19 protein-coding genes are annotated in these 22,021 nt (G+C 55.9%); 7 read left to right on the plus strand and 12 right to left on the minus strand.

Translation table 11 applies throughout. The features are described 5' to 3' along the window. Window positions 1-79 precede the first annotated feature (79 nt). Together PK28_RS20140 and PK28_RS10635 are read left to right on the plus strand one after the other, a co-directional pair. Window positions 80-3,046 carry a leucine--tRNA ligase gene (locus tag PK28_RS20140; protein ID WP_044513695.1) on the plus strand — a complete coding sequence of 989 codons (2,967 nt, stop codon included), beginning with the start codon at window positions 80-82 and terminating at the stop codon, window positions 3,044-3,046. Between the two features lie 276 nt (window positions 3,047-3,322). Next, window positions 3,323-4,243, plus strand: a complete 921-nt coding sequence (locus PK28_RS10635; protein ID WP_044513696.1) for a bestrophin family protein — start codon at window positions 3,323-3,325, stop codon at window positions 4,241-4,243. A 48-nt stretch (window positions 4,244-4,291) separates the two neighbouring features. On the opposite strand, the gene PK28_RS10640 is transcribed toward PK28_RS10635, so the two are convergent. Further along, a complete protein-coding gene (locus tag PK28_RS10640) occupies window positions 4,292-4,651 on the minus strand; it encodes an MmcQ/YjbR family DNA-binding protein (protein ID WP_044513697.1) in 360 nt (119 codons plus the stop codon). A gap of 87 nt (window positions 4,652-4,738) precedes the next feature. Then, on the minus strand, window positions 4,739-4,915 hold the full coding sequence (locus PK28_RS20740; protein WP_197070399.1) for a DUF6728 family protein: 177 nt from the start codon (window positions 4,913-4,915) through the stop codon (window positions 4,739-4,741). Between the two features lie 937 nt (window positions 4,916-5,852). On the opposite strand from PK28_RS20740, the gene PK28_RS10645 reads away from it, so the two are divergent. Beyond that, on the plus strand, window positions 5,853-7,592 hold the full coding sequence (locus tag PK28_RS10645) for a serine hydrolase domain-containing protein (protein WP_156126347.1): 1,740 nt from the start codon (window positions 5,853-5,855) through the stop codon (window positions 7,590-7,592). A gap of 76 nt (window positions 7,593-7,668) precedes the next feature. Further along, on the plus strand, window positions 7,669-8,127 hold the full coding sequence (locus PK28_RS10650; RefSeq protein WP_048825885.1) for a nuclear transport factor 2 family protein: 459 nt from the start codon (window positions 7,669-7,671) through the stop codon (window positions 8,125-8,127). Window positions 8,128-8,136: 9 nt separating this feature from the next. Here PK28_RS10650 and PK28_RS10655 read toward each other — a convergent pair whose 3' ends face one another. The 8 genes from PK28_RS10655 to PK28_RS10690 all read right to left on the minus strand — a co-directional run bounded on the left by PK28_RS10655 (window position 8,137) and on the right by PK28_RS10690 (window position 15,353). Beyond that, window positions 8,137-8,457, minus strand: a complete 321-nt coding sequence (locus tag PK28_RS10655; RefSeq protein WP_044513699.1) for a DUF6984 family protein — start codon at window positions 8,455-8,457, stop codon at window positions 8,137-8,139. Between the two features lie 289 nt (window positions 8,458-8,746). Then, window positions 8,747-9,415 carry an HAD family hydrolase gene (locus PK28_RS10660; RefSeq protein WP_044513700.1) on the minus strand — a complete coding sequence of 223 codons (669 nt, stop codon included), beginning with the start codon at window positions 9,413-9,415 and terminating at the stop codon, window positions 8,747-8,749. Between the two features lie 313 nt (window positions 9,416-9,728). After that, window positions 9,729-10,391, minus strand: coding sequence for a Rossmann-fold NAD(P)-binding domain-containing protein (locus PK28_RS10665; RefSeq protein ID WP_044513702.1), 663 nt, complete (start codon window positions 10,389-10,391; stop codon window positions 9,729-9,731). A gap of 162 nt (window positions 10,392-10,553) precedes the next feature. Next, window positions 10,554-10,886: a hypothetical protein gene (locus tag PK28_RS10670; RefSeq protein WP_044513704.1), complete on the minus strand. Its 333-nt coding sequence runs from the start codon at window positions 10,884-10,886 to the stop codon at window positions 10,554-10,556. 22 nt (window positions 10,887-10,908) lie between these two features. Continuing rightward, a complete protein-coding gene (gene ispG, locus PK28_RS10675; RefSeq protein WP_044513706.1) occupies window positions 10,909-12,909 on the minus strand; it encodes a (E)-4-hydroxy-3-methylbut-2-enyl-diphosphate synthase in 2,001 nt (666 codons plus the stop codon). A 415-nt stretch (window positions 12,910-13,324) separates the two neighbouring features. Next, window positions 13,325-14,308 (minus strand): NAD(P)H-quinone oxidoreductase, encoded by a 984-nt coding sequence (locus PK28_RS10680; protein WP_044513708.1) that lies wholly within the window; start codon window positions 14,306-14,308, stop codon window positions 13,325-13,327. A gap of 113 nt (window positions 14,309-14,421) precedes the next feature. Further along, complete coding sequence (locus PK28_RS10685) at window positions 14,422-14,946, minus strand: PAS domain-containing protein (RefSeq protein WP_044513710.1); 525 nt, start codon at window positions 14,944-14,946, stop codon at window positions 14,422-14,424. A 47-nt stretch (window positions 14,947-14,993) separates the two neighbouring features. Further along, complete coding sequence (locus PK28_RS10690; RefSeq protein WP_156126348.1) at window positions 14,994-15,353, minus strand: hypothetical protein; 360 nt, start codon at window positions 15,351-15,353, stop codon at window positions 14,994-14,996. Between the two features lie 207 nt (window positions 15,354-15,560). On the opposite strand from PK28_RS10690, the gene PK28_RS10695 reads away from it, so the two are divergent. Together PK28_RS10695 and PK28_RS10700 are read left to right on the plus strand one after the other, a co-directional pair. After that, the gene (locus PK28_RS10695; RefSeq protein WP_044513714.1) at window positions 15,561-16,058 is read left to right on the plus strand and encodes a hypothetical protein; all 498 of its coding nucleotides are present in this window, start codon (window positions 15,561-15,563) and stop codon (window positions 16,056-16,058) included. Between the two features lie 216 nt (window positions 16,059-16,274). Next, a complete protein-coding gene (locus PK28_RS10700; RefSeq protein ID WP_044513717.1) occupies window positions 16,275-16,529 on the plus strand; it encodes a hypothetical protein in 255 nt (84 codons plus the stop codon). Window positions 16,530-16,628: 99 nt separating this feature from the next. On the opposite strand, the gene PK28_RS10705 is transcribed toward PK28_RS10700, so the two are convergent. Both PK28_RS10705 and PK28_RS10710 read right to left on the minus strand, forming a co-directional pair. Next, a complete protein-coding gene (locus PK28_RS10705) occupies window positions 16,629-17,237 on the minus strand; it encodes a hypothetical protein (RefSeq protein WP_231576139.1) in 609 nt (202 codons plus the stop codon). 351 nt (window positions 17,238-17,588) lie between these two features. Further along, a complete protein-coding gene (locus tag PK28_RS10710; protein ID WP_044513720.1) occupies window positions 17,589-19,778 on the minus strand; it encodes a glutamine synthetase III family protein in 2,190 nt (729 codons plus the stop codon). 285 nt (window positions 19,779-20,063) lie between these two features. Here PK28_RS10710 and PK28_RS10715 point away from each other — a divergent pair, with 285 nt between their 5' ends. Next, window positions 20,064-21,914: an LTA synthase family protein gene (locus PK28_RS10715; RefSeq protein ID WP_048825888.1), complete on the plus strand. Its 1,851-nt coding sequence runs from the start codon at window positions 20,064-20,066 to the stop codon at window positions 21,912-21,914. Window positions 21,915-22,021 lie beyond the last annotated feature (107 nt).

A 22,021-nucleotide genomic window follows, 5' to 3' on the forward strand; every position in this document is an offset into this window, starting at 1 on the left:
TATTACACAAAGAATTTTCAGAACATGAGGCGGTGCGGTTCTTTCCGTAATTTCGCCCCTGTCAACGAAGCAGATTACCATGCCCGGCTACTACCCCCAGGATATCGAGAAGAAGTGGCAAGCCCACTGGAAAGAGCAGAATACTTTCAAAGCCGAAAACAGCTCGGATAAGCCCAAGTTTTACGTGCTGGACATGTTCCCGTATCCCTCCGGGGCGGGGCTGCACGTGGGGCACCCGCTGGGCTACATTGCTTCGGATATTGTTTCGCGCTACAAGCGCCTGCAGGGCTTTAACGTGCTGCATCCCATGGGTTTCGACTCCTTCGGCCTGCCCGCCGAGCAGTACGCCATCCAGACCGGGCAGCACCCGGCCATTACTACGGAGCAGAACATTGAAACCTACATTCGGCAGCTGAACTCCCTGGGCTTCAGCTACGACTGGAGCCGTGAAGTGCGCACCTCCGACCCCAGCTACTATAAGTGGACGCAGTGGATTTTCCTCAAGCTGTTCAATAGCTGGTATAACCTGGACACCGACCGCGCCGAGCCGCTGAAAACCCTGCTCGATAAGTTTGCCGCCAATGGCAGCGAAGGAATCCGCGCGGCTGGGGATGAGGAGGAGCGGCACAGCTTCACAGCCGGCCAGTGGCAGTCGTTCAGCGAAAAGCAGCGTTTGCAGGCCGTGCACCCCTACCGCCTGGCCTACCAGCAGGACACCTACGTGAACTGGTGCCCGGGCTTGGGCACGGTGCTTTCCAACGATGAAGTAAAAGACGGGCTTTCCGAGCGCGGCGGCTTCCCCGTAGAGCGCCGCCTCATGCCCCAGTGGAACCTGCGCATCACGGCCTACGCCGACCGCCTCCTGCGCGGCCTCGACCTCATCGACTGGCCCGAAGCCGTGAAGGAAATGCAGCGCAACTGGATTGGCAAAAGCATTGGCGCCGAAGTGACGTTTGAGGTGCAGGACCACCCCAGCGCCCACATTAAGGTATACACCACCCGCGTAGACACCATTTACGGCGCCACTTTCCTGGTGCTGGCTCCCGAGCACGAGCTGGTAACGGAGCTGACCACGCCTGAGCAGAAGGAGCACATTGAGGAGTACATTAACGCCACCAAGCGCCGCTCGGAGCGCGACCGGATGGCCGATACTAAAACCGTTTCGGGCGCCTTCACGGGCAGCTTCGCCATTAACCCGGTAAGCGGCGAGCCGGTGCAGATCTGGATTGCCGACTATGTGCTGGCCGGCTACGGCACCGGCGCCGTAATGGCCGTACCCAGCGGCGACCAGCGCGACTATGTGTTTGCCAGGCACTTCAACCTGCCCATTATTCAGGTAACCGACGCGCAGCAGAACCTGGAAGAGCAGGCCGACCCCACCAAGGAAGGCCACTACATCAACTCGGGCATCATCAACGGCCTCGGCTACAAAGAGGCTACCCAAAAGCTCATTGCCTACCTGGAAGAGAAAGGCCAGGGCAAAGGCAAAACCAACTTCCGTATCCGCGACGCCATCTTCGGCCGCCAGCGCTACTGGGGCGAGCCCATCCCGATTTACTACAAGGACGGTGTAGCCTACGGCGTGGCTGAAGCCGACCTGCCGCTGGTGCTCCCGGAAATTGACGAGTACAAGCCCACCGAAACCGGCGAGCCGCCCCTGGGCCGCGCCAAGGACTGGAAATATAAAGGTCAGTACGAGTACGAGCTGAGCACCATGCCCGGCTGGGCCGGCTCCTCCTGGTACTACCTGCGCTACATGGACCCCACCAACGAAACCCGTTTTGTGGGCGAAGAAGCCGAGAAATACTGGAAGAACGTAGACTTATATCTCGGTGGTGCAGAGCATGCTACGGGCCATTTGCTCTACTCCCGCTTCTGGCACCTGTTCCTGAAAGATCTGGGCCTGGTAACAGCCGATGAGCCCTTCCAGAAGCTGATTAACCAGGGTATGATTTTGGGCCGCTCGAACTTCGTGTATCGGTTGAATATTATCTACACTCAAGCCGACGAAACAAATGAAATGCAGAAGCTGAATGGTCCAGTGGTGTTTGTATCGAAAGGCATCTATGAAGAACTCAGCGGTGTAGGCGTACTTGAAGCTCTGCATGACAAAACCGGCAAAGTCCGGAGCAGACTTAAGGAAATAATGCGGAGTCTGATGAACCCAGTAGATACGAACGCTTCATTTGCTAGCGTCACCTTCGGCAACCCGGCATTCACACCCCTGCACGTAGATGTGAACATTGTAGAAAACGATGTACTCGATATTGAAGCCTTCAAGAACTGGCGCGAGGAGTATTCCAACGCTGAGTTCATCCTCGAAGATAACGGCACCTACGTGTGCGGTGTCGAGGTGGAGAAGATGTCGAAGTCGAAGTACAATGTGGTGAGCCCCGATGTTCTCATTGAGAAGTTTGGGGCCGATGCGTTGCGCCTGTACGAAATGTTCCTGGGGCCGCTGGAGCAGTTCAAGCCTTGGAATACCAACGGCATGAGCGGCGTTTCCGGCTTCCTCAAGAAGCTCTGGCGCCTATACCACCCGCAGGATGGCGACTTTGCGGTTACCGATGAGGCAGCTACGCCGCAGGAGCTGAAAGCGCTGCACAAGGCCATTAAGAAGGTAGAGGAAGACATTGAGCGGTTCAGCTTCAACACCACTGTGAGTGCCCTCATGATTACGGTGAACGAGCTAACGGCCCTGGACTCGCACAAGCGGGCCGTGCTGGAGCCGCTGGTGGTACTGATTTCGCCCTACGCACCCCACCTGGCGGAGGAGCTGTGGCAGAAGCTGGGCCACGCGGCCGGCAGCATCAGCTCCGCCTCCTACCCAGAGTTCAGGGAAGAGTATCTGGTAGAAGACACGGTTACCTACCCGATAGCCATCAACGGCAAAGTGCGCGAGCAGCTACAGTTTGCCGCCACCGCCACCCCCGCCGAAATTGAAGCCGCCGTGCGCGCCACGGATATCCTGGCCCGCTTCGCCGAGGGCAAAGAAGCCAAAAAGGTAATTGTAGTACCTGGCCGCATGGTAAACGTGGTGGTGTAAGTACCCATCTACACGAAAGCAAAAGGCCCGCTGGTTAGCTCCAGCGGGCCTTTTTTATTTCATCTTCTCCTCTATTCTCACCACGCCCCTCTGTCATCCTGAGCTTGCGAAGGACCTTCTCACGGCTGAACGACTTGCGTAACAACGACTCGTTCCAACGTGAGAAGGTCCTTCGCAAGCTCAGGATGACAGAGGGGCGTGGGAACACCTCTGGTGTTACTAAAGTTGTGGCTGGCGAGCAGCAGCCAAATCCGTGGTTCAACCGTAAGCGGGCGTATGATTATCCGACCTAAGTACAACTGGTTTCAGATGCTGTTTGTGTGGCAGGGCTCGGTTCTGCCGCAGATTCTGCCCCGGCTCTTCCTGTTGTTTGTATTGTCGGTGGTGGTGACGTACTACCACGGCACCATTTTTCAGTACAGAATACCTCTCACGGCGGCTCCCTTCACGCTGTTTGGGGTGGCGCTGGCCATCTTTCTGGGGTTTTATAACACCGTCAGCTACGACCGTTTCTGGGAGGGGCGCAAGCTGTGGGGTGCCCTGCTCAACGACAGCCGCTCCCTGGCCCGCCAGGCCCTTACCATGAGCGGCTACCCCCCCAATTCGGCGGAGGTGGCGCACTTCATGCAGCTGCTCATAGCCTGCACCCATACCCTCAGGCATCAGCTGCGTCTCACTGACCCTTCGGCTGACTTGCAGCGCCTGCTTCCGCCCCATCTGGCCGACGCCGTGCAGCAGGCACATTTTAAGCCCATTATGCTGCTGCGCGAAATGGGCCGCTGGTTGCAGCAGGCCCGCGCCGCCGGCCTGCTGGATACCAACACCCAACTCGCTTTCGACCAAAACTTCAATAAGATTTCCGACATAGTGGGCGGCTGTGAGCGACTGGCCAGCACCCCCGTGCCCTACACTTATAGCGTGCTGCTGCACCGCACGGTGTATCTCTACTGCTTTCTGCTGCCGTTTGGGCTGGTGGAAAGCATCACCTGGGCCACGCCGCTGGTGGTAGTATTCATCGGCTACACTTTTATGGCACTGGATGCCATTATCAGCGAAATTGAAGAGCCGTTCGGCACGCAACCCAACGACCTGGCCCTCAACTCCATGAGCTACATGATTGAAACCACGCTGCGCGAAATGGCCGGCCAGCCCGTGCCGGAGTGGCCGGCCCCGCATACGGGCTATAGGTTTGATTAGAGGTGTCTTACTGCCCTAACAACACACTGACTTCGGCGGCTGGCCGGTCTACTCCTGCGGCCCGGCCACTTCTTCCCGTACGGCGCGGGGCAGCGAGGCCAGTACCAGGTTATAGGAATGATCAATCCACTCCTGCAGCTGCTCATTGGTTACGCCGGTTCCTACCTGCACCGTGTTCCAGTGCTTCTTATTCATGTGGTAGCCGGGCTGCACGTAATCATATTTCTCCCGCAGCTCAATGGCAAACTCCGGGTCGCACTTCAGGTTCACGCTGCCGAACGTGTCGATATCCGTGAGGGCAAAGATTTTGCCGCCCACCTTAAACACCAGAGTGTCGGGGCCGAAGGGCGTTTCCTCCGATACGCCGGGCTTGAGCAGGCAATAGTCGCGGAAGTCTTCAATATTCATGGGAATTCAGTTTACAGATGCCAGTGGGGAGTTGCCAGTTCATCCGATGAGCTCTGATACCCGGCAACTTTCAACTGGCAACTGATTTTACCGGACAAACCAGCGGTAGAGCAGCACCAGCAAGCCAACCACGAACATGGCCATGCTCAGCTTATTGATGAAGTGCATGGAGCGCAGGTTGAAGTTGGTTTTACGGTTAGGATCATTCTTGCGGAAGAAATAACCAAACACGGGTCCTAAATCGAAGAGGCCTTTGGAACGCATAAACTTGACAAAATACCCCGCCGAGGAAGGGAGTGAATAAGTAAAACTACAACAAAAAGCTATTCAGGCTCTGTAAGGTTTGCCGGGATAAAAAGCCCCGCCCGTAGCTAACCAGGCTTTGGTAGAAGGGCACTTAAGCCTAACCATAAGACAAACGCCGCCCTCGTTTTCCAGCACCTGCATGCTTTCCAATGAAACAAGTAGCCCGGGGCCATAGTTGCGGGCGCTGGGAGAAATATATGTCAGCAGCTATCAGCTTCCCCGGTATATACTCTTAGCTAAAGATGCTTAAAGAAGTTTATCGAAACTGAGGTGAATGGCCTGCTGGGTTGGTCGAAGCATCTCGCGTGCTGATGTCATCAAACCATTGTCATGCTGAGCGCAGTCGAAGCATCTCGCTAGTGTGGTATACCACTGCAACGAAGCGGTAGAGATGCTTCGACTGCGCTCAGCATGACAGGAACGGGGTTCTCTAATAAGTTTTACAGTTATCAACCTCACCATTTTCTGCGTTTTGAGTCTCGCTGCTGCGCCGGCATTCCGCAAATGAACAGATTAATTCGAGGCATGGAAGCCACCTCCTGTTTATCAGCATATTTATATAGCTGAATGCAGAGCCCTAAACTATGATATGCCCCCCAGAAGGTAATTGAAGAAGGCTTATTTGCTGGAAACGAGCCAACACAGTCTTCTATCAAATAGAATTTTATGAGCTGTATACCCCTTTTTCCCTCCTGACTAACCGGCGCTGGAAGCAACCAAATTCATCCATAATTATTCATAAAAATTATCCCGTTATTAAATTTTATTTCGCGGAATATTCAAATAAATTGCCTGACTATCAGGCTTCCCTAAGCGGGGTTAAGCCGCGAAGTTGGAACGTGTAGTCGGCAAACATTTGAAACAAATTTTTACGCTTCTGCTAGTCCTGCTGGGCTTGCGTGCATCTGCTCAAACCGGTATCCCCGTTCCCCAGCTCGCGCATTGCGACACGGCTATCCTGCAGTTTATGAAGCGCTGGGACGTGCTGGGCGCTTCCGTGGCCATCAGCAAAGATGGCCAGCTGGTCTACGACCGGGCTTTCGGCTACGCCGACCAGGCCCGCCAGCTTCCTATGCAGCCCTACCACCTGCTGCGGGTGGCCAGCCTCTCCAAACCCGTTACGGCCATTGCCATTATGAAGCTGGTGGAAGATGGCCGCATCAGCCTCAGCCACAAGGCATTTGGCCCCGCTGGTTACCTGCAAAGTCCTTACTACCTCAGCGTTATTGCCGATAAGCGCATCTATGATATAACGGTGCAACAGCTGCTGGAGCACAGCGCCGGCTGGGACCGGGCCGTACCCTGCGACGGCCACTCCGGCTGCGACCCTATCGACTTTCCCCTGGCCGTGAGCAAGGCCATGCACGCGCCCAACCCCGTCGGCGACTCCACCCTCATCCGCTACCTGCTGAAGCGTGGGCTGAACACGGCCCCCGGTAAGCATTATGCCTATTCAAACATAGGGTATTTGGTGCTGGGCAAGATAATAGAGCAGGTAACGCACCAGCGGTATGAGGCCTGGGTGACGGAGCACGTGCTACGCCCGGCCGGCGTGCTGGAGGCACACCTGGGCCATAACCTGCCCGATGCCCGCCAGGAGCGGGAAACCGAGTATCAGGGCCGCGGCCGCCGGGCCTCCTGCTACGGCACCGGGCAAAAAGTACCCCTCAGCTACGGTGGCTTCAATCTGGAAGCCATGAATGCCCATGGCGGCTGGATTTTCTCGGCCCGCGACCTGGTGCGGCTGCTGCTGGCCGCCGATGGGTTCAACTCCCGGGCTGATCTGCTCTCAGCCTCTACCATTGAAACCATGACCTCGCCATCGGCCGCCAACCCGGCCTACGGCAAAGGCTGGATGCTAAACCAGGATACCTGGCGGCATACCGGCCTTATTGATGGCACTGCCAGCTACCTGGCGCGCACGCCCGATGGCTACACCTGGGCTATTCTGCTGAACTCCAACGCCAACCCGGCGGCCTTCTGGAAGGCGCTGGATAAGCTGGGCCGCACCTGCGTGCAGGGCGCCGAAAGCTGGCCCCGGCATGATTTGTTTCCGCCGGAAATCAACGCTTCTGAGCTCACCGCCACCACCTCTAAAACCGAGGCCGCCCGCCTGCGCTGGACCAATGGCAACGGCACCCGGCGCCTGGTGCTGGTGAAAGCCGATACACCGGTAAATGCCTTCCCTCAGGATGGCGTCAGCTACACGGCGCATACCTCCTTCGGGCTGGGCCAGCGACTGGGTTCGGAAACCTTTGTGGTCAGCAATGAGGAGGATAATGATGTGCTGATCCGGAACCTGAACCCCCACCGCCAGTACTACGCCCGGGTGGTGGAGTACCGGCAGGACGAAACCACCAACAACCTGCCCATATACACATTGGAAGGCAACCCCGTGCTGGTGCTGAACAGCAAAGAGCCGGTTCTGGCCGTGGTTCGGGCTTCGGTAAACGCACTGCTTTCGCGCTATTTCCAGCGTAGCCCTCCTATTGTGGCCCTGCATACGCCGGAGCCCCGGACCGCATCAGAAGAGTCAGAGCTGACTCCCCGCGACCTGCAGGCAGCCTGGCCCACCAAACCCTATTTGCTTCCCCAGCAGCTGCCCGTGCAGGAGGAAGCAACGCAGATAAATTAGGCCGCAGGAAGCTACGGGTGGGCAACGAGGGCTGGTTTCCCTTATCTTCGCCTATTCCCGTTTACTCCCTGCCTGTATGAAAAGTCTGCTGCTGCTCTGCTCCTTTTTAGCGTTTCTTCCCTCGGCTAAAGCCCAAAAAGCTGCTTCGGAACAAGCGGCCGTGAAGAAAACCATAGCCACGTTCTTTAATGGGATGCGCCAGGGCGACAGCACCCTGGTACGCTCCACGCTGGCGCCCGGTGCCGTATTTCACACCATTGTAAACCGCAAAGGCACCACGGAGCTGCGGCCCGAAAATCCAAATGACTTCGTGAAAGCCGTAGGCACACCCCACAAGGAAGTGTGGGATGAGCGCATCAGCTTCGATAAAATTCTGATTGATGCCAACCTGGCCAGCGTCTGGACGCCCTATGAGTTTTATCTGGGCACCACGTTCAGCCACTGCGGCTACAACTCCTTTCAGCTGGTAAAGCTGGCCGAGGGCTGGAAGATTGCGCACGTGATTGACACGCGCCGCAAGGAGAAGTGCAAGTAACCAGACGGGCTAGAATGCCGGAATCCGCCGCACAGCGGTGTCGTCTACTTTCCAGCAGTCCAGCTCATACAGGTCCCCGGCCTGGTCCAGGTATAGCGAAACCAGTACAGCTATTCCGTCCTCGTCCAGAAACCGGGTGCGGGCAATCAGCTCGCCCAGCTGTCGGCCCGGCAGCCCACTGCTAAATCGAAGACTGGCCGTTTCGCCGGTGTTCAACTCCGTTACCTGGACGGTATGCAGTTCCGCTAACAAACGCTCCGCGCCGGGCTTGCCGCGCAGTAAAAACAAGAGCAGCCCCAGCTCCGGCAGGTTTAGAGGGCGTTTATTCATCGGGCAAGCTTACTGAGTTTGTCCATTGCTACCTACGCAGCTACAGGAGAAACACAGACTGCTTCAAACCTGCATGTATGGTCCTCCTCTTAATGCACACACTAATACTCCATTAAAGCACCTGTCATCCTGAGCTTTGCGAAAGACCTTATCGGGTAAGAAAGAGTTGTTGTTATAACAAATGTTCTAGCGTGATAAGGCCCTTCGCAAAGCTCAGGATGACAGTATTATTGTAATATTTAATTGATAACTGCTTTATTAAAAGCATTATAATGCAAATACGAACAGCCTAGTACGCCGGTACGCCGAACGTCTGAATAGTGGCGGCATCCAGCTGACTCAGGTGCGAAACGACGTGGTCGGCGTGGTGCAGGTCCTGGCCTTCGGAATGCTCGCTGCGGTAGCCAATGCAGAACATTCCCGCGGCTTTAGCCGCCGTTACGCCGTTGGCCGAGTCTTCAATAACCAGGCATTCCCGGGGCGGCATACCGCTTAGCCTGGCGGCGTGCAGGAAAATGGCCGGGTCGGGCTTCGACTTCGGAAAGTCCTCCCCGCTCACCAGGTTGTCGAAATAGGGATAGAGCCCGAAGCGGGTAAAAACCCGACCAATGGTTTCTTTGGAAGCCGAGGAAGCCAGCTGCAGGGGCAGACCCGCCCGGAACAACTCCTCAATTAAGGCGCGGGCGCCGGGCAGCAAATCCAGCGCTTTCGATTCTTCAAAGGAAACCCCAAACAGCTCCCGCTTGCGGCTGATCAGCGCTTCTACATCCTCCTGCAGGCCAAACTGCGCTTTCAGCAGCTGATACACGTTGCGGGTGGAGGAGCCGAGGAAGGTGGCGTATTCTTCCCGCGTCATGGAAATGCCCAGCTCAGCAAAGTGGCGAAAGAAGGCGTCGTGGTGCAGTGGCTCGGTGTCAACCAGCACACCATCCATATCAAAGATGACGGTTCGAATCATGTGGGAATGGGAAGTGGGTGGGCAAATGTAGCGAATAGCCTCTGGCCCCGGCTACCTGCCCTCCTCAAAGCAAAAAGGGTGTCATGCAGAGGCAGAGCCGAAGCATCTCGCGTGCTGATGTTGCCAAACTATCTGTCATCCTGAGCGTGCGAAGGACCTTGTCACGGCTGAACGACCAGCGTTACAACGACTGGTTCTAGCGTGATAAGGTCCCTCGCAAGCTCAGGATGACAGGCGAAGCGGTAGAGATGCTTGCCTACGGCGACCTTCGGTTCGGCAAGCTTAGCATGACTTTTTAAGTTTTTCCTCCTTGTTACCCCTTGGCAAGCGCCACAATATTGGGCACTTCCAGCACCGGTTTGAAGTAGCCTTTTTGTACTACGTTAATCATGGCCAGCCCCAGCTCCTTTAAGGTAGAGACATATTGCGGCAGGAACTTCCGTAACGCCGGATATAGCCACCCGAAGTATTTGTAATACGGCAAGGTATGCTGCAAGCCCGGGGTGGCCTGCATAAAGCCGGGGCGGAACATGTAGGCGTGTGCGAAGCCCATATGCAGCAATTCGTTTTCTGTCTTCCCTTTCACGCGGGCCCACATCTGCCGGCCTTTTTCGGTGCTGTCGGTACCGGCGCCCGATACGTAACAGAACGTGAGACCGGGGTTGAGGGGCAGCAGCGTTTGCGCGAAATGCAGGGTCAGGTTGTAAGTCAGGCGACGGTACTCCGGCTCCTTCATGCCTACGGATGACACGCCCAGGCAGAAAAAGCAGGCGTTATAGCCCGTCAGCTGGTCCTGAATAGGCGACAAATCCAGGAAATCCTCGTGCAGGATTTCGCGCAGCTTGGGGTGGGTAATGCCGCTGGGCTTGCGGCTGATGGACAGCACCTGCTCCACCTCCGGGTGGTTCAGGCACTCGTGCAGTACCCCCTCGCCCACCATGCCGGTTGCCCCGGTCAGAATTGCTTTGATCTTCATAGGGAGGTAGACGGGTGAGTGGCGCGGATATTTTAAACGGGATTTATTCTCTAACTCCATTTGCCAGTGTTAGGCAACTGGGCGGCGGCTTCGATATACAAGCAATAACACATGCAGTAGAAATAAGGACAAGCACTGATTCAGGGCTTACTTGCAAGTGTGCTAAAGTTCCTTAAACCTAAAATAGCGCACCCCATTTTTATCAGTAGAGCCATCGGGCATCCAGCTCTTTTGCAAAACATATTCGGTGATTATGGCCATTCCCAATCCAAAGTCTACATCCTTGCCTTGCAGGGTCAACTGTTTGGTTAATGAAACTGCCAGAATAAAATCCTCCGGCTTTCCCCGATACTCCTCTAGCAACTGTTTGGCCTTCTCAAGAGAAACTACCAAGGGCACATCCGGTTTCTTTGTTGTTTGATAAGAACTTATCAATAATGTTAAAAAAGCTACAATAATGAGCTTGCAGCGCTGGTAAAAGGCAGGTCGATCCATACGGTTCTATTTCTTCTTGAGCCTACAACCCCACCGGCTCCTCCAGCAACACCGGCTCAATCCAGCGGCCATCCTCACGCATCAGCTCAATAAGCTGATCCACTGCCTGGGCTTCCGGCACGGATTTCTTGATGACTTCCTGGCCGCGGTAGAGGGCAATTTTGCCTTTGCCCACGCCCACGTAGCCATAGTCAGCATCAGCCATTTCGCCGGGTCCGTTCACGATGCAGCCCATAATGCCGATTTTAACGCCTTTCAGGTGGTCGGTGCGCTTTCGGATCATGGCGGTGGTTTCCTGCAGATCGAACAGGGTGCGGCCGCAACTGGGGCAGCTGATGTACTCCGTCTTGCTCATGCGGGTGCGCGCCGCCTGCAGAATGCCGAAGCTGAGCTGGTTGAGCTGGTCGATGTTCTGGAGCCACTCCTCTTTCGGGCGCTCGGGCAGCAGCTCGGTGCTTAGTACCACGCCGTCGCCGAGGCCGTCGAGCAGCAGGCCGCCTACGTCGGTGGCGGCGTAGAGCTGGGTTTGCTCGGGCGTGAGGGCCGGATACTGGCGGTTGATGATGACCGGGTTGGAGACGCCGTTGTTGATCAGCTCGAAAAACGCGCGGCGGATTTCAGGCATGGCGTGGGCGTTATCGGTATACAGAATCACCACGGCGGTGCTGTCCTCGCGTAGCTGATCTAGAGCGGCGGTGGTGAGGGAAGCCAGGTTATGAAACACGAAGTTCAGCTCGGGGTGCCTGGTGGCGGCCACGGCGTACTCGGCCTGGGTGAGCACGGGGAAGTGGTCGGGGCGGTGGCCGGCATCCAGCCAGGCGCTGTAGTCTACTACTTCCTTCAGGCCGTTGGGCAGCATGAACGGCACAGGGCGCTGGCCGCTGTAGAGGTAGTCGGCGCCGAGGTCATTCATCTGGAACTTGTCGAGAAAGGCCGAGTACAAGTGGCCTACGGCCCGCAAATCCGCATACTCCACCGAGGTGAGGCGTGAAATATCCACCATCACGCGGGGCACATTCTGGCCGCCTATGTTCAGCACCTCGCGCGTTACGCGGCGGTGATACTGGAAGGGGTCGATGGGCACTTCCGTTACCTCCGCCATAGGCTTGGCTTCGGCGGCGCGGTGGGTGTAGCGGTCAATCAGGGCTTTGGCCACGGGTGCTTCGGCTTCGGGGGCTTCCGTCAGGGAAACGCGCACGGTGTCGCCGAGGCCATCTTCCAGCAGGGTGCCAATACCCACGGCTGATTTGATGCGGCCGTCCTCGGCCTCACCGGCTTCTGTTACGCCCAGGTGCAGCGGGTAGGGCTGCAGACCTTCTTCGTCCAGTTTCTGCACCAGCAGGCGGTAGGCCTGCACCATTACCTGGGTGTTGCTGGCCTTCATGCTGAGCACTACATCGTAGTAATTCTCTTCCTCGCAAAGGCGCAAAAACTCCAGCGCCGACTCTACCATGCCCAGTGGCGTGTCGCCATACCGGCTCAGAATCCGGTCGGACAGGGAGCCGTGGTTGGTACCAATGCGCATGGCGGTGCCGTACTGCTTGCAGATTTGCACCAGCGGCCGGAACCGCTCCCGAATGCGGTTTACCTCGTCCTGGTAGCTGGCATCGGTGTACTCAATGATGTCGAACTTCTTCTTATCAGCGTAGTTGCCGGGGTTTACGCGCACTTTCTCCACAATGCGGGCGGCCAGCTCAGCGGCGTTGGGCGTGAAGTGGATATCGGCAATGAGGGGCACGTGGCAGCCGCGCTTGCGCAGTTCCTTCTTGATTTCCAGCAGGTTCTGGGCCTCTTTCACGCTGGGCGCCGTGATGCGCACATACTCGCAGCCGGCTTCTACCATGCGCAGCGTCTGCTCCACCGAGCCCAGCGTGTCCATGGTATCCACGGTGGTCATGCTCTGCACCCGAATGGGGTTCAGGCCTCCCATAGGCACGTCGCCAATTTTCACTTCGCGGCTGAGGCGGCGCTTATACTCGGTGCGGCTGGGGCAGTAAATCTTGGAAGCGGAAGCTGATGTCATACGGCAGGCAGAATATGCGTAGCAAAAACTGCTTAGGGGTTGGTAAAGTTGCTTAGCTACAAAGGTACGAGGCTTTCCCTCGATGCTTAAACAGAATTCTTGGACTGTCGCTTTGTGAATTAGGGCCTACCCTCGTGCTATAGCACCTTTTGCAGCATAGGAATCAATGGTATACAAGCTTGTTTTATCCCAAACCCGCTCCTATCAGCTCTACCAAAGCTATTAGCTGCACCATTAAGTGTAAGAAGGCATAATAGCGCCCTGCTTTATATCTTAAGTAAAGAGTAGTTGTATCAACAATATAGCCGTGTCATCCTGACGCAGGAAGGACCTTATCACCGCCAAAGGACCTTCGTAAATACGATTCGTTCCAGCTTGATAAGGTCCTTCCTGCGTCAGGATGACAGGGTTACTTTTAGTTCTGCCCTGCTGCTACCTCCAGCACTATTTTTCCAATATGCTCGCTGCTTTCCAGCAGGCGATGCGCGGCGGCGGCTTCTGCCAGCGGAAAGGTACGGTAAATAACCGGCCGGAATTTTCCGGCGGCCAGTAAGGGCCACACGTGCTTTTCTACGGCGGCAGCCAAGGCGGCCTTGAACTCGGCGGAGCGCGGACGCAGCGTGCTGCCGGTTATGGTGAGGCGGCGGCGCATAATATCCAGCGCATTGGTTTCGAGCTGGCCGCCGTGCATGGCGTTTATAAACACCAAGCGGCCATCATCCTTCAGCAAGCGGAGGTTTTTGGGGGTATAGTCGCCGCCTATCATGTCCAGCACCACATCCACGCCTTCCGGGCGCAATACTTCTTCAAAGTCGGCCTCTTTGTAGTTGATGGCCCACGTGGCGCCCAACGCCTGGCAGGCCTGCGTCTTGGCGGCGCTACCTACCGTGGTGGCCACCTTACTGCCCAAAGCATGTGCCAGCTGAATGGCCGTAATGCCAATTCCGCTGCTGCCCCCGTGCACCAACAGGGTTTCGCCGGGTTGCAGCGCGCCCCGCTGAAATACGTTGTGCCACACGGTAAACACCGTTTCTGGTAAGGAAGCCGCTTCCGTCATGCTCCAGCCCGCGGGCACGGGCAGGCAATGGCGGGCATCTACCACCGCGTATTCGGCGTACCCGCCGGCGGCCAGCAAAGCGCACACGGCGTTGCCTGGTTGCCAGCGGGTTACGCTGGGGCCGCAGCGCTCTACGGTGCCCGCTATTTCCAGGCCGGGCACTACTCCGCTTACGTCGCCGCTGCCGCCGTACTTGCCCTGGCGGAGCAATACATCGGGCCGGTTTACGCCGGCCGCCTGCACTTTAATGAGCACTTCATGCGCTGCTGGCTGCGGAATGGCTTGCTCCTGCACCTGAAGTACTTCGGGCCCGCCGGGCTGCTGTATCACAATTGTCTGCATCTTCAAAAGTATGAATTCACTTCCCTGTTGAAGTGCAGCTTACGATGGCGGCCATAAAAAAACGGCCTATGGGGGCCGTTCTTTTTATTCCAATATTCTAATTTCTCGGATGCCTATGCCTCCTTGCTGAGCTGTTGGCGCAGAGATTTTAACTGATGCTCCAGCTCCAGCGTTCGGAAGGTTACTTTGGCTTCCAGGTCGGAATAAGAGCGCTCCAGCTGTTCCTGCAGGCGTTTCTGTTCGGTGATATCCGTGCAGGTGCCAAACCAACGAATAATCTTGCCTTCCTCATTGCGCTGTGGCAAGGCCTGCCCCAGAAACCAGCGGTAAGTGCCTTCCTTGGAAATAAAGCGGTACTCTATTTCATAGAACTCGCCGGTTTGCAGGGAATGATTCCACCGCTCACGGGCCCGCTCACGGTCAGCAGGGTGCAGCAGGTTGTTCCACATTTCCGTACCCCGGCTTTTCTCCACATCGTACCCGGTGTAATCAATCCAACGCTGATTAAAGTAGGTATGAAAACCAACGGAATCGGTTATCCAGATCAATTGCGGAATCAGCTCAGCCAGAAACCGAAATTGGGTGTCATCCTGAGTTAATGGAAAATCTTCACCGGAAGGAACTAGACTATTTGCCATGGCAAAAACAAAAGTAGAATCTATCGAAAATGTGACCCAAACCCGCCTTAGGGGCGCGTGAGCTCCATTTCCATTCCTGATTGAAAATAAAGGTTTAGGGAACTGAAATCCCCATTGGGGGAGCGGCGCATACGGGTAATGAGGGCCCGGGTATCTTCTTCCGAAAGCTGCAACTGCAGATAAGGGCGGTTCAGCAGCTCATCGCGCTGCACAGTCCAGGCGCCCTGCGAGGTGCGGCCGGGCGCCTGCAACTGAAATAAGCCCGGCTGCAACACAAAATTGGTTGCCAGGGCCAGCGCGCTGTTCGGATTGGTTTGATTTAGTACCCGGTCGGAAACTCGCCATGTACCTGCCAGATATTCATCGGGCAATTGTTGGAGGTTTATGTCAAGCAGCAAATCGGGCATAGAGGCGTCTTAATCGCACAAAACTATGGATATCCGTAAAAAATACGTGGGAAGCTCCTCCGTATTTTTCTCCTAATATGCATGTGCGAGTGGTAATAGGCCCTTTTCAACTCCATTCCGCGTATAAAGATTCCCTGGTGTGGCCGTTGGCTATTCTCCTGCTACCTTTCTTTCCGGTGCCGATAACCGGCACTTCTTTTCTCCCTTATGAAATACCCCAAAAGAGTTATTCCCTTTCTACATAATGTGGCCCGGGTTTCGGGGCTGGCCGCCTGGCAAACCGGACGGCTATTCCGCAAAACTGCCCTGGCAGCACTGGAATCCATTCAGGAAGTACTTCGGTCGGAAGTAAAGAAGGGCAACGTGAAGCTGGTAGCCGATTTTCTGGCGAATAAAGCTATGCCCGCCGCCCGCACCTTGCTGCTGGAGCGCATGGCCGCCCGCCTGCTGGTGCGCATTGGGCTGCGTGGGGTGCTGGCCTCCAACGTGGTGGGCTGGGTACTGCCGTTTGTACTGGAAAAGCTGCTGCAGCTGGCCAACAAAGCAGGAGTTTTTGAGAAGATTAAGGCGAATGACACGGTTACTGATGCGCTCCACCGCCTGGATGAGTTGAAGCGCGCCACCCTGAAAGTGATTCTGCCGGATGCGGGCACCGGCGCTGAAGTACTGGACGATGACGCGGAGCTGCCCCGGCAGTTGACCTAGCCCAACCGGTAATAATAGATACCGCTCCGCCATTTTTACTGCGAGTAGGGAAATAACTAAAACATTGCTCTTTATCTCTCCGCCGGCTTTTTTACTGGTACAGAAAAGTTTGTCGCTGCTGCTACTCCGCCGGATAAAGCAGAAAATTTACCGGGCATTGTAGCCTTCGGGCTAAAGATGTCGTACACGGGACCTTAACAACCAACCCTGACACTTATGAAACTGCCATTTAAATCCATCCTGTTAGCCGCTACTTTTGCCGCCCTTACTACTGTTTCCTGCACCGAAAAGCAGCAGGAAAACACCGAAGCCGCGACTGAAAATGCCGCCGACCAGGCCGGTGCAGCTACTGAAAATGCTGCCAATGAAGTGCAAGAGGATATGGCCCGTGAACCCGGTGATACGGCCGTAGTTACGAATAAAGAAACCGATGGTGTGGTAGATAAAGTACCCGCTACACCGCAGAATTAATTCGGCTATTTAGCTTACTATTAAAATGGAAAAGCCCACCTCTAAATGAGGTGGGCTTTTCCATTTTATAAGGCGACCAAGGGGATTATATGAACCTCTCTAACGACGAGGTATCACCGCAGTAAAAGCCAGCCCAATAGAATTTGCCGCATAGGAGTGGTTCTGTTGATCGGTATACTTCATGGAAGTGTATTGCAAACCCACTCCCCGGTACGCCACTTCAACGATGGGGCCATTGGCGCCTTTGAACTTCATGTCCTCCCCAATTCCATCGGCCTTGAATTGAATGCTTCGGTGCATAGCCAACCCGGCGCCTATTCGGATGCGGTTGGAGACCATCCAGTTCGCCGTTACATCAATGGGTACCCGGGTTAAACGGATATGCGCGTTTTCAGCCGCTGTGGTTACATATTTATAACCCACTGTAGCCCGTAAAAGCAGTTTGTCGACCTTCGGAAGCTGAAATTCCCCGCCCACGGCAACGGAAATGCCTTGTCCCGCTTTAACGGATTGGGTATTACCGTTCGTGAAATACACTTCAGCCACCCGGTCCCCTCCAAACGATAAAGCGCCTCCCACCAGGAGACGCGCCCCGGTTGCTTTTTTCCCGGGAGCTTGCGCAATTTGTTCAGTTGTTTGCGCTACCCCTTTCTGAAAAGGAAGTATGGCTAATGAGGCCAATAGAGTCAGGTACCGGAAAGCAGGCATAGATGGGTTAGGTGGGAGGTAGAAAAGTAGTATGAAAGTATGGGTCTGTAATGCCGCAGCGGCCTACAAGGTTGTCAGAATCGCATCAGCTAGATCAGCAGCAACGGCAGGATACCGCACCACGCTGCCAATATATTAATCGTATATGAAAATTTATATATAACTGGACTGGCTCTTTTATGAAAATTTAACTCTAAACAGAAAAGCCACTTCTACGGATGCAGAAGCGGCTTTTTAATGAATGGGAGTGACATAAACGAAAAAAAGCCGCCCCACCCGGAACGGCTTTTTCGAAATCGAGACCGAAGAAAATTCCCACCCAACTTCGGTTCGATTCTGACCCTGGTGGGCTTAGTGCCGGAACAACAGTTCGCGGTACTTCACCAGGGGCCAGTCCTCATCGGCCACCATCAGCTCCAGTTTATCAACGGAGCGACGGATGACGTCGAAATGCGCTTTCACGTTGTCGCAGTAGGCAATAGCCCGCTCGCGCGTGTCTTCCATTTTGTTGGCCACTTTGCGGGCATTCACCATCTCATCTACCTGCGTTTTGATGGTGGCTACGTGGCGCGAAATAGCTTTGATGGTATCAACCGTTACCTGCGTGTACTCATCGTCGAGGCCCAGCTCGCGCAGGCCGCGCACATTGTTTACCAGCTTGGTTTGGTAAGACACGGCCGTGGGAATAATGTGGTTCACGGCCAGGTCGCCCATTACGCGGCTTTCAATCTGAATCTTCTTGATGTAGTCTTCCAGCAGGATTTCGTGGCGCGCGTGCAGCTCTACGTGCGAGTAGATGTTATGCCGCTGGAAAACCTGGGTTGATGCTTCCGTAATCAGGGCGTCCAGCGCCTGCGGTGTGGTTGGAATGTTGGACAAACCCCGACGCTCGGCTTCTTCTTTCCACTCGTTGGAGTAGCCATTGCCCTCAAAACGAATGTTCTTGGAAGTGATGACGTAGTCGCGCAGCACGTCCACAATGGCTACTTCCTTCTTTTTGCCCTGCTCAATCATGGCATCCACCGACTTCTTGAACTCGATGAGCTGATCGGCCACAATGGTATTCAGCACCGTCATAGACGAAGAGCTGTTGGCCGAGGAACCCACGGCCCGGAACTCGAACTTGTTGCCGGTGAAAGCGAAAGGCGAGGTGCGGTTACGGTCGGTGTTGTCGAGCAGAATAGCAGGAATCTTATCGATGCCCAGCTTCAGGTAAATGTTGTCGCCTTTATCCAGCGGCAGCTTGGCGGTGCGCTCCAGCTCATCCATTACGGAATCCAGCATAGAGCCCACGAATACCGACATGATGGCCGGCGGCGCTTCGTTAGCGCCCAGGCGGTGGTCGTTGCTGGCCGAGGCGATGCTGGCGCGCAGCAGGTCGCCGTGCGTGTGCACTGCTTTAATAGTGCTGATGAAGAAAGCCAGGAACTGCAGGTTCTCTTTGGGGCGCTTGCCCGGAGCCAGCAGGTTAACACCGGTATCGGTGCTCATGGCCCAGTTGTTATGCTTGCCCGAGCCGTTTACGCCGGCGTAAGGCTTCTCGTGCAGCAGCACTTTGAAGTTGTGCTTCTCAGCCACCCGGTCCATGATATCCATCAGGAGCTGGTTGTGGTCTACGGCCAGGTTGGCATCCTCGAAGGTAGGCGCGCACTCGTACTGATTGGGCGCTACCTCGTTGTGACGGGTGCGGAGCGGAATGCCCAGCTTGTTGGCTTCTTCCTCGAAATCGAGCATGAACGCATGCACGCGGCTGGGGATAGAGCCAAAGTAATGGTCTTCCAGCTGCTGGCCTTTGGCCGGTGCGTGGCCGAACAACGTGCGGCCGGTCATTACCAGGTCAGGTCGCGCATCAAACAGCGCTTTATCCACCACAAAGTACTCCTGCTCGATGCCGAGCGTGGTAGACACGCGGTTTACATCCTTATCAAAGTACTGGCATACATCAACCGCCGCCTTTTCCAAAGCCGCCAAGGACTTCAGCAGGGGTGCTTTGTAGTCGAGGGCTTCGCCGGTGTAGGCAACGAAAATGGTAGGAATGCACAGGGTTTTGGCACCGGCCGTTTCAATAATGAAAGCCGGCGAAGTGGGGTCCCAGGCGGTATAGCCGCGGGCCTCGAAGGTATTGCGGATGCCGCCGTTCGGGAACGAGGAAGCATCGGGCTCCTGCTGCACCAGCGCCGAGCCTTTGAAGTTTTCAATCGGACGACCATCCGAGTTCAGATCAAAGAAGGAGTCGTGCTTTTCGGCGGTGGCACCGGTGAGGGGCTGGAACCAGTGCGTGTAGTGCGTAGCACCCTTGGCCATGGCCCAGGTTTTCATGGCGGAAGCCACGGCATCGGCCACGCTGCGCTCTACCGGCGAGCCTTGCTTGATAGCAGCCTGAAGCTTCTTGAAGTATTCGCCGGGCATGGTAGAGCGCATGGCGTCCAGGTTGAACACGTTTTTGCCAAACGAGTCGGAACGACGCTCACCCGTGGAAATGACCTCAACGGTTTTACGCTGGTCAACGAGTTCAAGGGCTTTGAAGCGAAGAATTGCCATATAGAGTTTAACGTGGTGCTACTGTTGAGTAGGCACAAAGGTAGAGCGGCAAAAGGCTATTCTCCAAACAGGCAGTTCCAAAACAAGGGTGTTTTTCTGAAATTATGTATTAAATTTCAATAACACCCATTCAGAATACCAGTGTTATCTGAATATTAAGCCAAAATTCAGGCAGCACCCCCTTCTTTCTTATACTCCACCCCTACTACTATACCGCCGCGCTATTTTTAGATGAAAGGCTAGTAACCTGCCCTACTCCCCAATGGTTCATCTTACTTTTGCGGCGTGAGAAACCGTTTTACGTTTCAGCCGCGCCTCTTTTGCTTCTGGCTGGCGTACTTTATTCTGGCCCGGCTGCTTTTTCTGGGCTACCAGGCAGACCACCTCAGAGGTTTGGCGGTCGGCACTGTTCCCCGCCTGCTCTGGTACGGTTTGCGGCTGGATGCCTCGGCGGCGGCCTATTTGTGCCTACTGCCATTTGTGGTATTCCTGCTGGGCAGCCTGGCCGGGCCGCGCTTCCCCATGGAAAAGCTGGTGCGCTTCCCCACGGCCGTGGCGGGCGTGGTGGTCAGCTTTATGGTGGTTTCTGATCTGGAGCTGTACCGCGCCTGGGGGTTTCGGCTCGATGCCACGCCCCTGCAATACCTGAACACGCCCTCCGAAATGCTGGCCTCGGCCGGGGCTGCGCCGTGGGCGCTGCTGCTGGCTTTGTTTGTTGGCCTGTTGCTGCTGGCCTGGCTCCTATATAATAAGGTAGTAGGAAGTTTGCCTGCCTTACCCAATGGGTTTGGGCGCGGCCGCGCGGTCCTGGTCAGCTTGCTGTACCTGTTGTTGCTGATAGTGCCGCTGCGTGGGGGCGTGCAGCAGATACCCGTAAACCAGAGCGACGTTTACTTCTCGCCCCAGCCTTTTGCCAACCATGCCGCCCTAAACGTAGCCTGGAATGTGGTAAATGCGCTGGCGCAGCAGGGTGCCACGGACAATCCGTATCAGTACATGCCGGATACCACGGCCCGGCGCCTGGTGCAGCAGCTATATCAGCCCGCCACCCCGGATTCAGCCACAACGCTGCTGCGGGTGCCGCGCCCAAACGTGCTGTTTATTATTCTGGAAAGCTTCACTTCCAAACTGGTGGGCAGCCTGGGCGGGGAGCGGGGTGTAACGCCCACGCTGGACAGCCTACAAAGCTCCAGCGTGTTGTTCACCAATATTTATGCCGCCGGCGACCGGAGCCAGAAAGGGCTGGTTTCCCTGCTGAGCGGGTACCCCAATCAGCCCAACACCAGCATTATTAAATACCCCCGCAAAACGGAGCAGCTGCCGCAGCTTAACCGTAGTCTGCAGGCGGCAGGCTATTCTTCGCACTATTATTATGGCGGCGAGCTGGCCTTCGCCAACATGAAAAGCTACCTGGTGGCCGGAGGCTACGACCGGATTACGGAGCGCACCGACTTCCGCGCCAAAGAGCAAAACTCCAAGTGGGGCGCCCACGACCACATCCTGTTCCGCCGCGTGCTGGCCGACCTGCGCACCCAGCAGCAGCCTTTTTTCGTGACGGCCTTCACCCTGAGCAGCCACGAACCGTTTGACGTGCCCATGCCCACCCGGTTCAAGGGTTCCAGTGAAGCCGACCAGTTCCGCAACTCCGTTTACTACACCGACCATGCCCTGGGCCAGTTCCTGCGCCAGGCCCGGCAACAGCCCTGGTGGAACAATACCCTGATAGTACTGGTAGCCGACCACGGCCACGCCCTGCCCGGCAACTCCCCCAACCACGACCCGGCCAAGTTCCGGATTCCGCTGCTGTTTACGGGTGGCGCCTTGCTCCCCGCTGCACGGGGCCGGATTGTACCCGAGCTAGGCTCGCAGACCGATGTTGCCGCCACCCTCCTAGCGCAGTTGCATTTACCGGCCACCAGCTACACGTTCAGCCGCAATCTGCTTCAACCAGGCACTAAGCCTTTTGCTTTTTACTGCTTTACGGATGGGTTTGGGCTCGTAACACCAGCAAACACCTTTACATATGACAACGCCGCCCGGCAGGTCATCAGCAAGACGGACAGCGTTACCAATGCGCAGCTGCGCCTGGGCCAAGCCTACCAGCAGACCACTTTCGAAGACTTTCTTCATCGGTAAAGCTGCCTCCCTGCCTGGCTTGTAAGCTTAGGGCAGCGGGATTTAAGAGGAAGCTTCGGCAGCGCGGGAAAACTTGATTCGGCAGCTCCGCCAAGGCGTTGTATCTT

This window comes from Hymenobacter sp. DG25B, from assembly GCF_000801315.1.
Taxonomy (GTDB): domain Bacteria; phylum Bacteroidota; class Bacteroidia; order Cytophagales; family Hymenobacteraceae; genus Hymenobacter.

Coding starts and splice junctions, on each gene's coding strand:
- PK28_RS10700 (WP_044513717.1), top strand. CDS start 16,275: ATGAAACTGCCATTTAAATCCATCCTGTTAGCCGCTACTTTTGCCGCC.
- PK28_RS20740 (WP_197070399.1), bottom strand. CDS start 4,915: ATGCGTTCCAAAGGCCTCTTCGATTTAGGACCCGTGTTTGGTTATTTC.
- PK28_RS10680 (WP_044513708.1), bottom strand. CDS start 14,308: ATGCAGACAATTGTGATACAGCAGCCCGGCGGGCCCGAAGTACTTCAG.
- PK28_RS10670 (WP_044513704.1), bottom strand. CDS start 10,886: ATGGATCGACCTGCCTTTTACCAGCGCTGCAAGCTCATTATTGTAGCT.
- PK28_RS10635 (WP_044513696.1), top strand. CDS start 3,323: ATGATTATCCGACCTAAGTACAACTGGTTTCAGATGCTGTTTGTGTGG.
- PK28_RS20140 (WP_044513695.1), top strand. CDS start 80: ATGCCCGGCTACTACCCCCAGGATATCGAGAAGAAGTGGCAAGCCCAC.
- PK28_RS10665 (WP_044513702.1), bottom strand. CDS start 10,391: ATGAAGATCAAAGCAATTCTGACCGGGGCAACCGGCATGGTGGGCGAG.
- PK28_RS10685 (WP_044513710.1), bottom strand. CDS start 14,946: ATGGCAAATAGTCTAGTTCCTTCCGGTGAAGATTTTCCATTAACTCAG.
- PK28_RS10650 (WP_048825885.1), top strand. CDS start 7,669: ATGAAAAGTCTGCTGCTGCTCTGCTCCTTTTTAGCGTTTCTTCCCTCG.
- PK28_RS10690 (WP_156126348.1), bottom strand. CDS start 15,353: ATGCCCGATTTGCTGCTTGACATAAACCTCCAACAATTGCCCGATGAA.
- PK28_RS10705 (WP_231576139.1), bottom strand. CDS start 17,237: ATGCCTGCTTTCCGGTACCTGACTCTATTGGCCTCATTAGCCATACTT.
- PK28_RS10695 (WP_044513714.1), top strand. CDS start 15,561: ATGAAATACCCCAAAAGAGTTATTCCCTTTCTACATAATGTGGCCCGG.
- PK28_RS10710 (WP_044513720.1), bottom strand. CDS start 19,778: ATGGCAATTCTTCGCTTCAAAGCCCTTGAACTCGTTGACCAGCGTAAA.
- PK28_RS10655 (WP_044513699.1), bottom strand. CDS start 8,457: ATGAATAAACGCCCTCTAAACCTGCCGGAGCTGGGGCTGCTCTTGTTT.
- PK28_RS10660 (WP_044513700.1), bottom strand. CDS start 9,415: ATGATTCGAACCGTCATCTTTGATATGGATGGTGTGCTGGTTGACACC.
- PK28_RS10640 (WP_044513697.1), bottom strand. CDS start 4,651: ATGAATATTGAAGACTTCCGCGACTATTGCCTGCTCAAGCCCGGCGTA.
- ispG (WP_044513706.1), bottom strand. CDS start 12,909: ATGACATCAGCTTCCGCTTCCAAGATTTACTGCCCCAGCCGCACCGAG.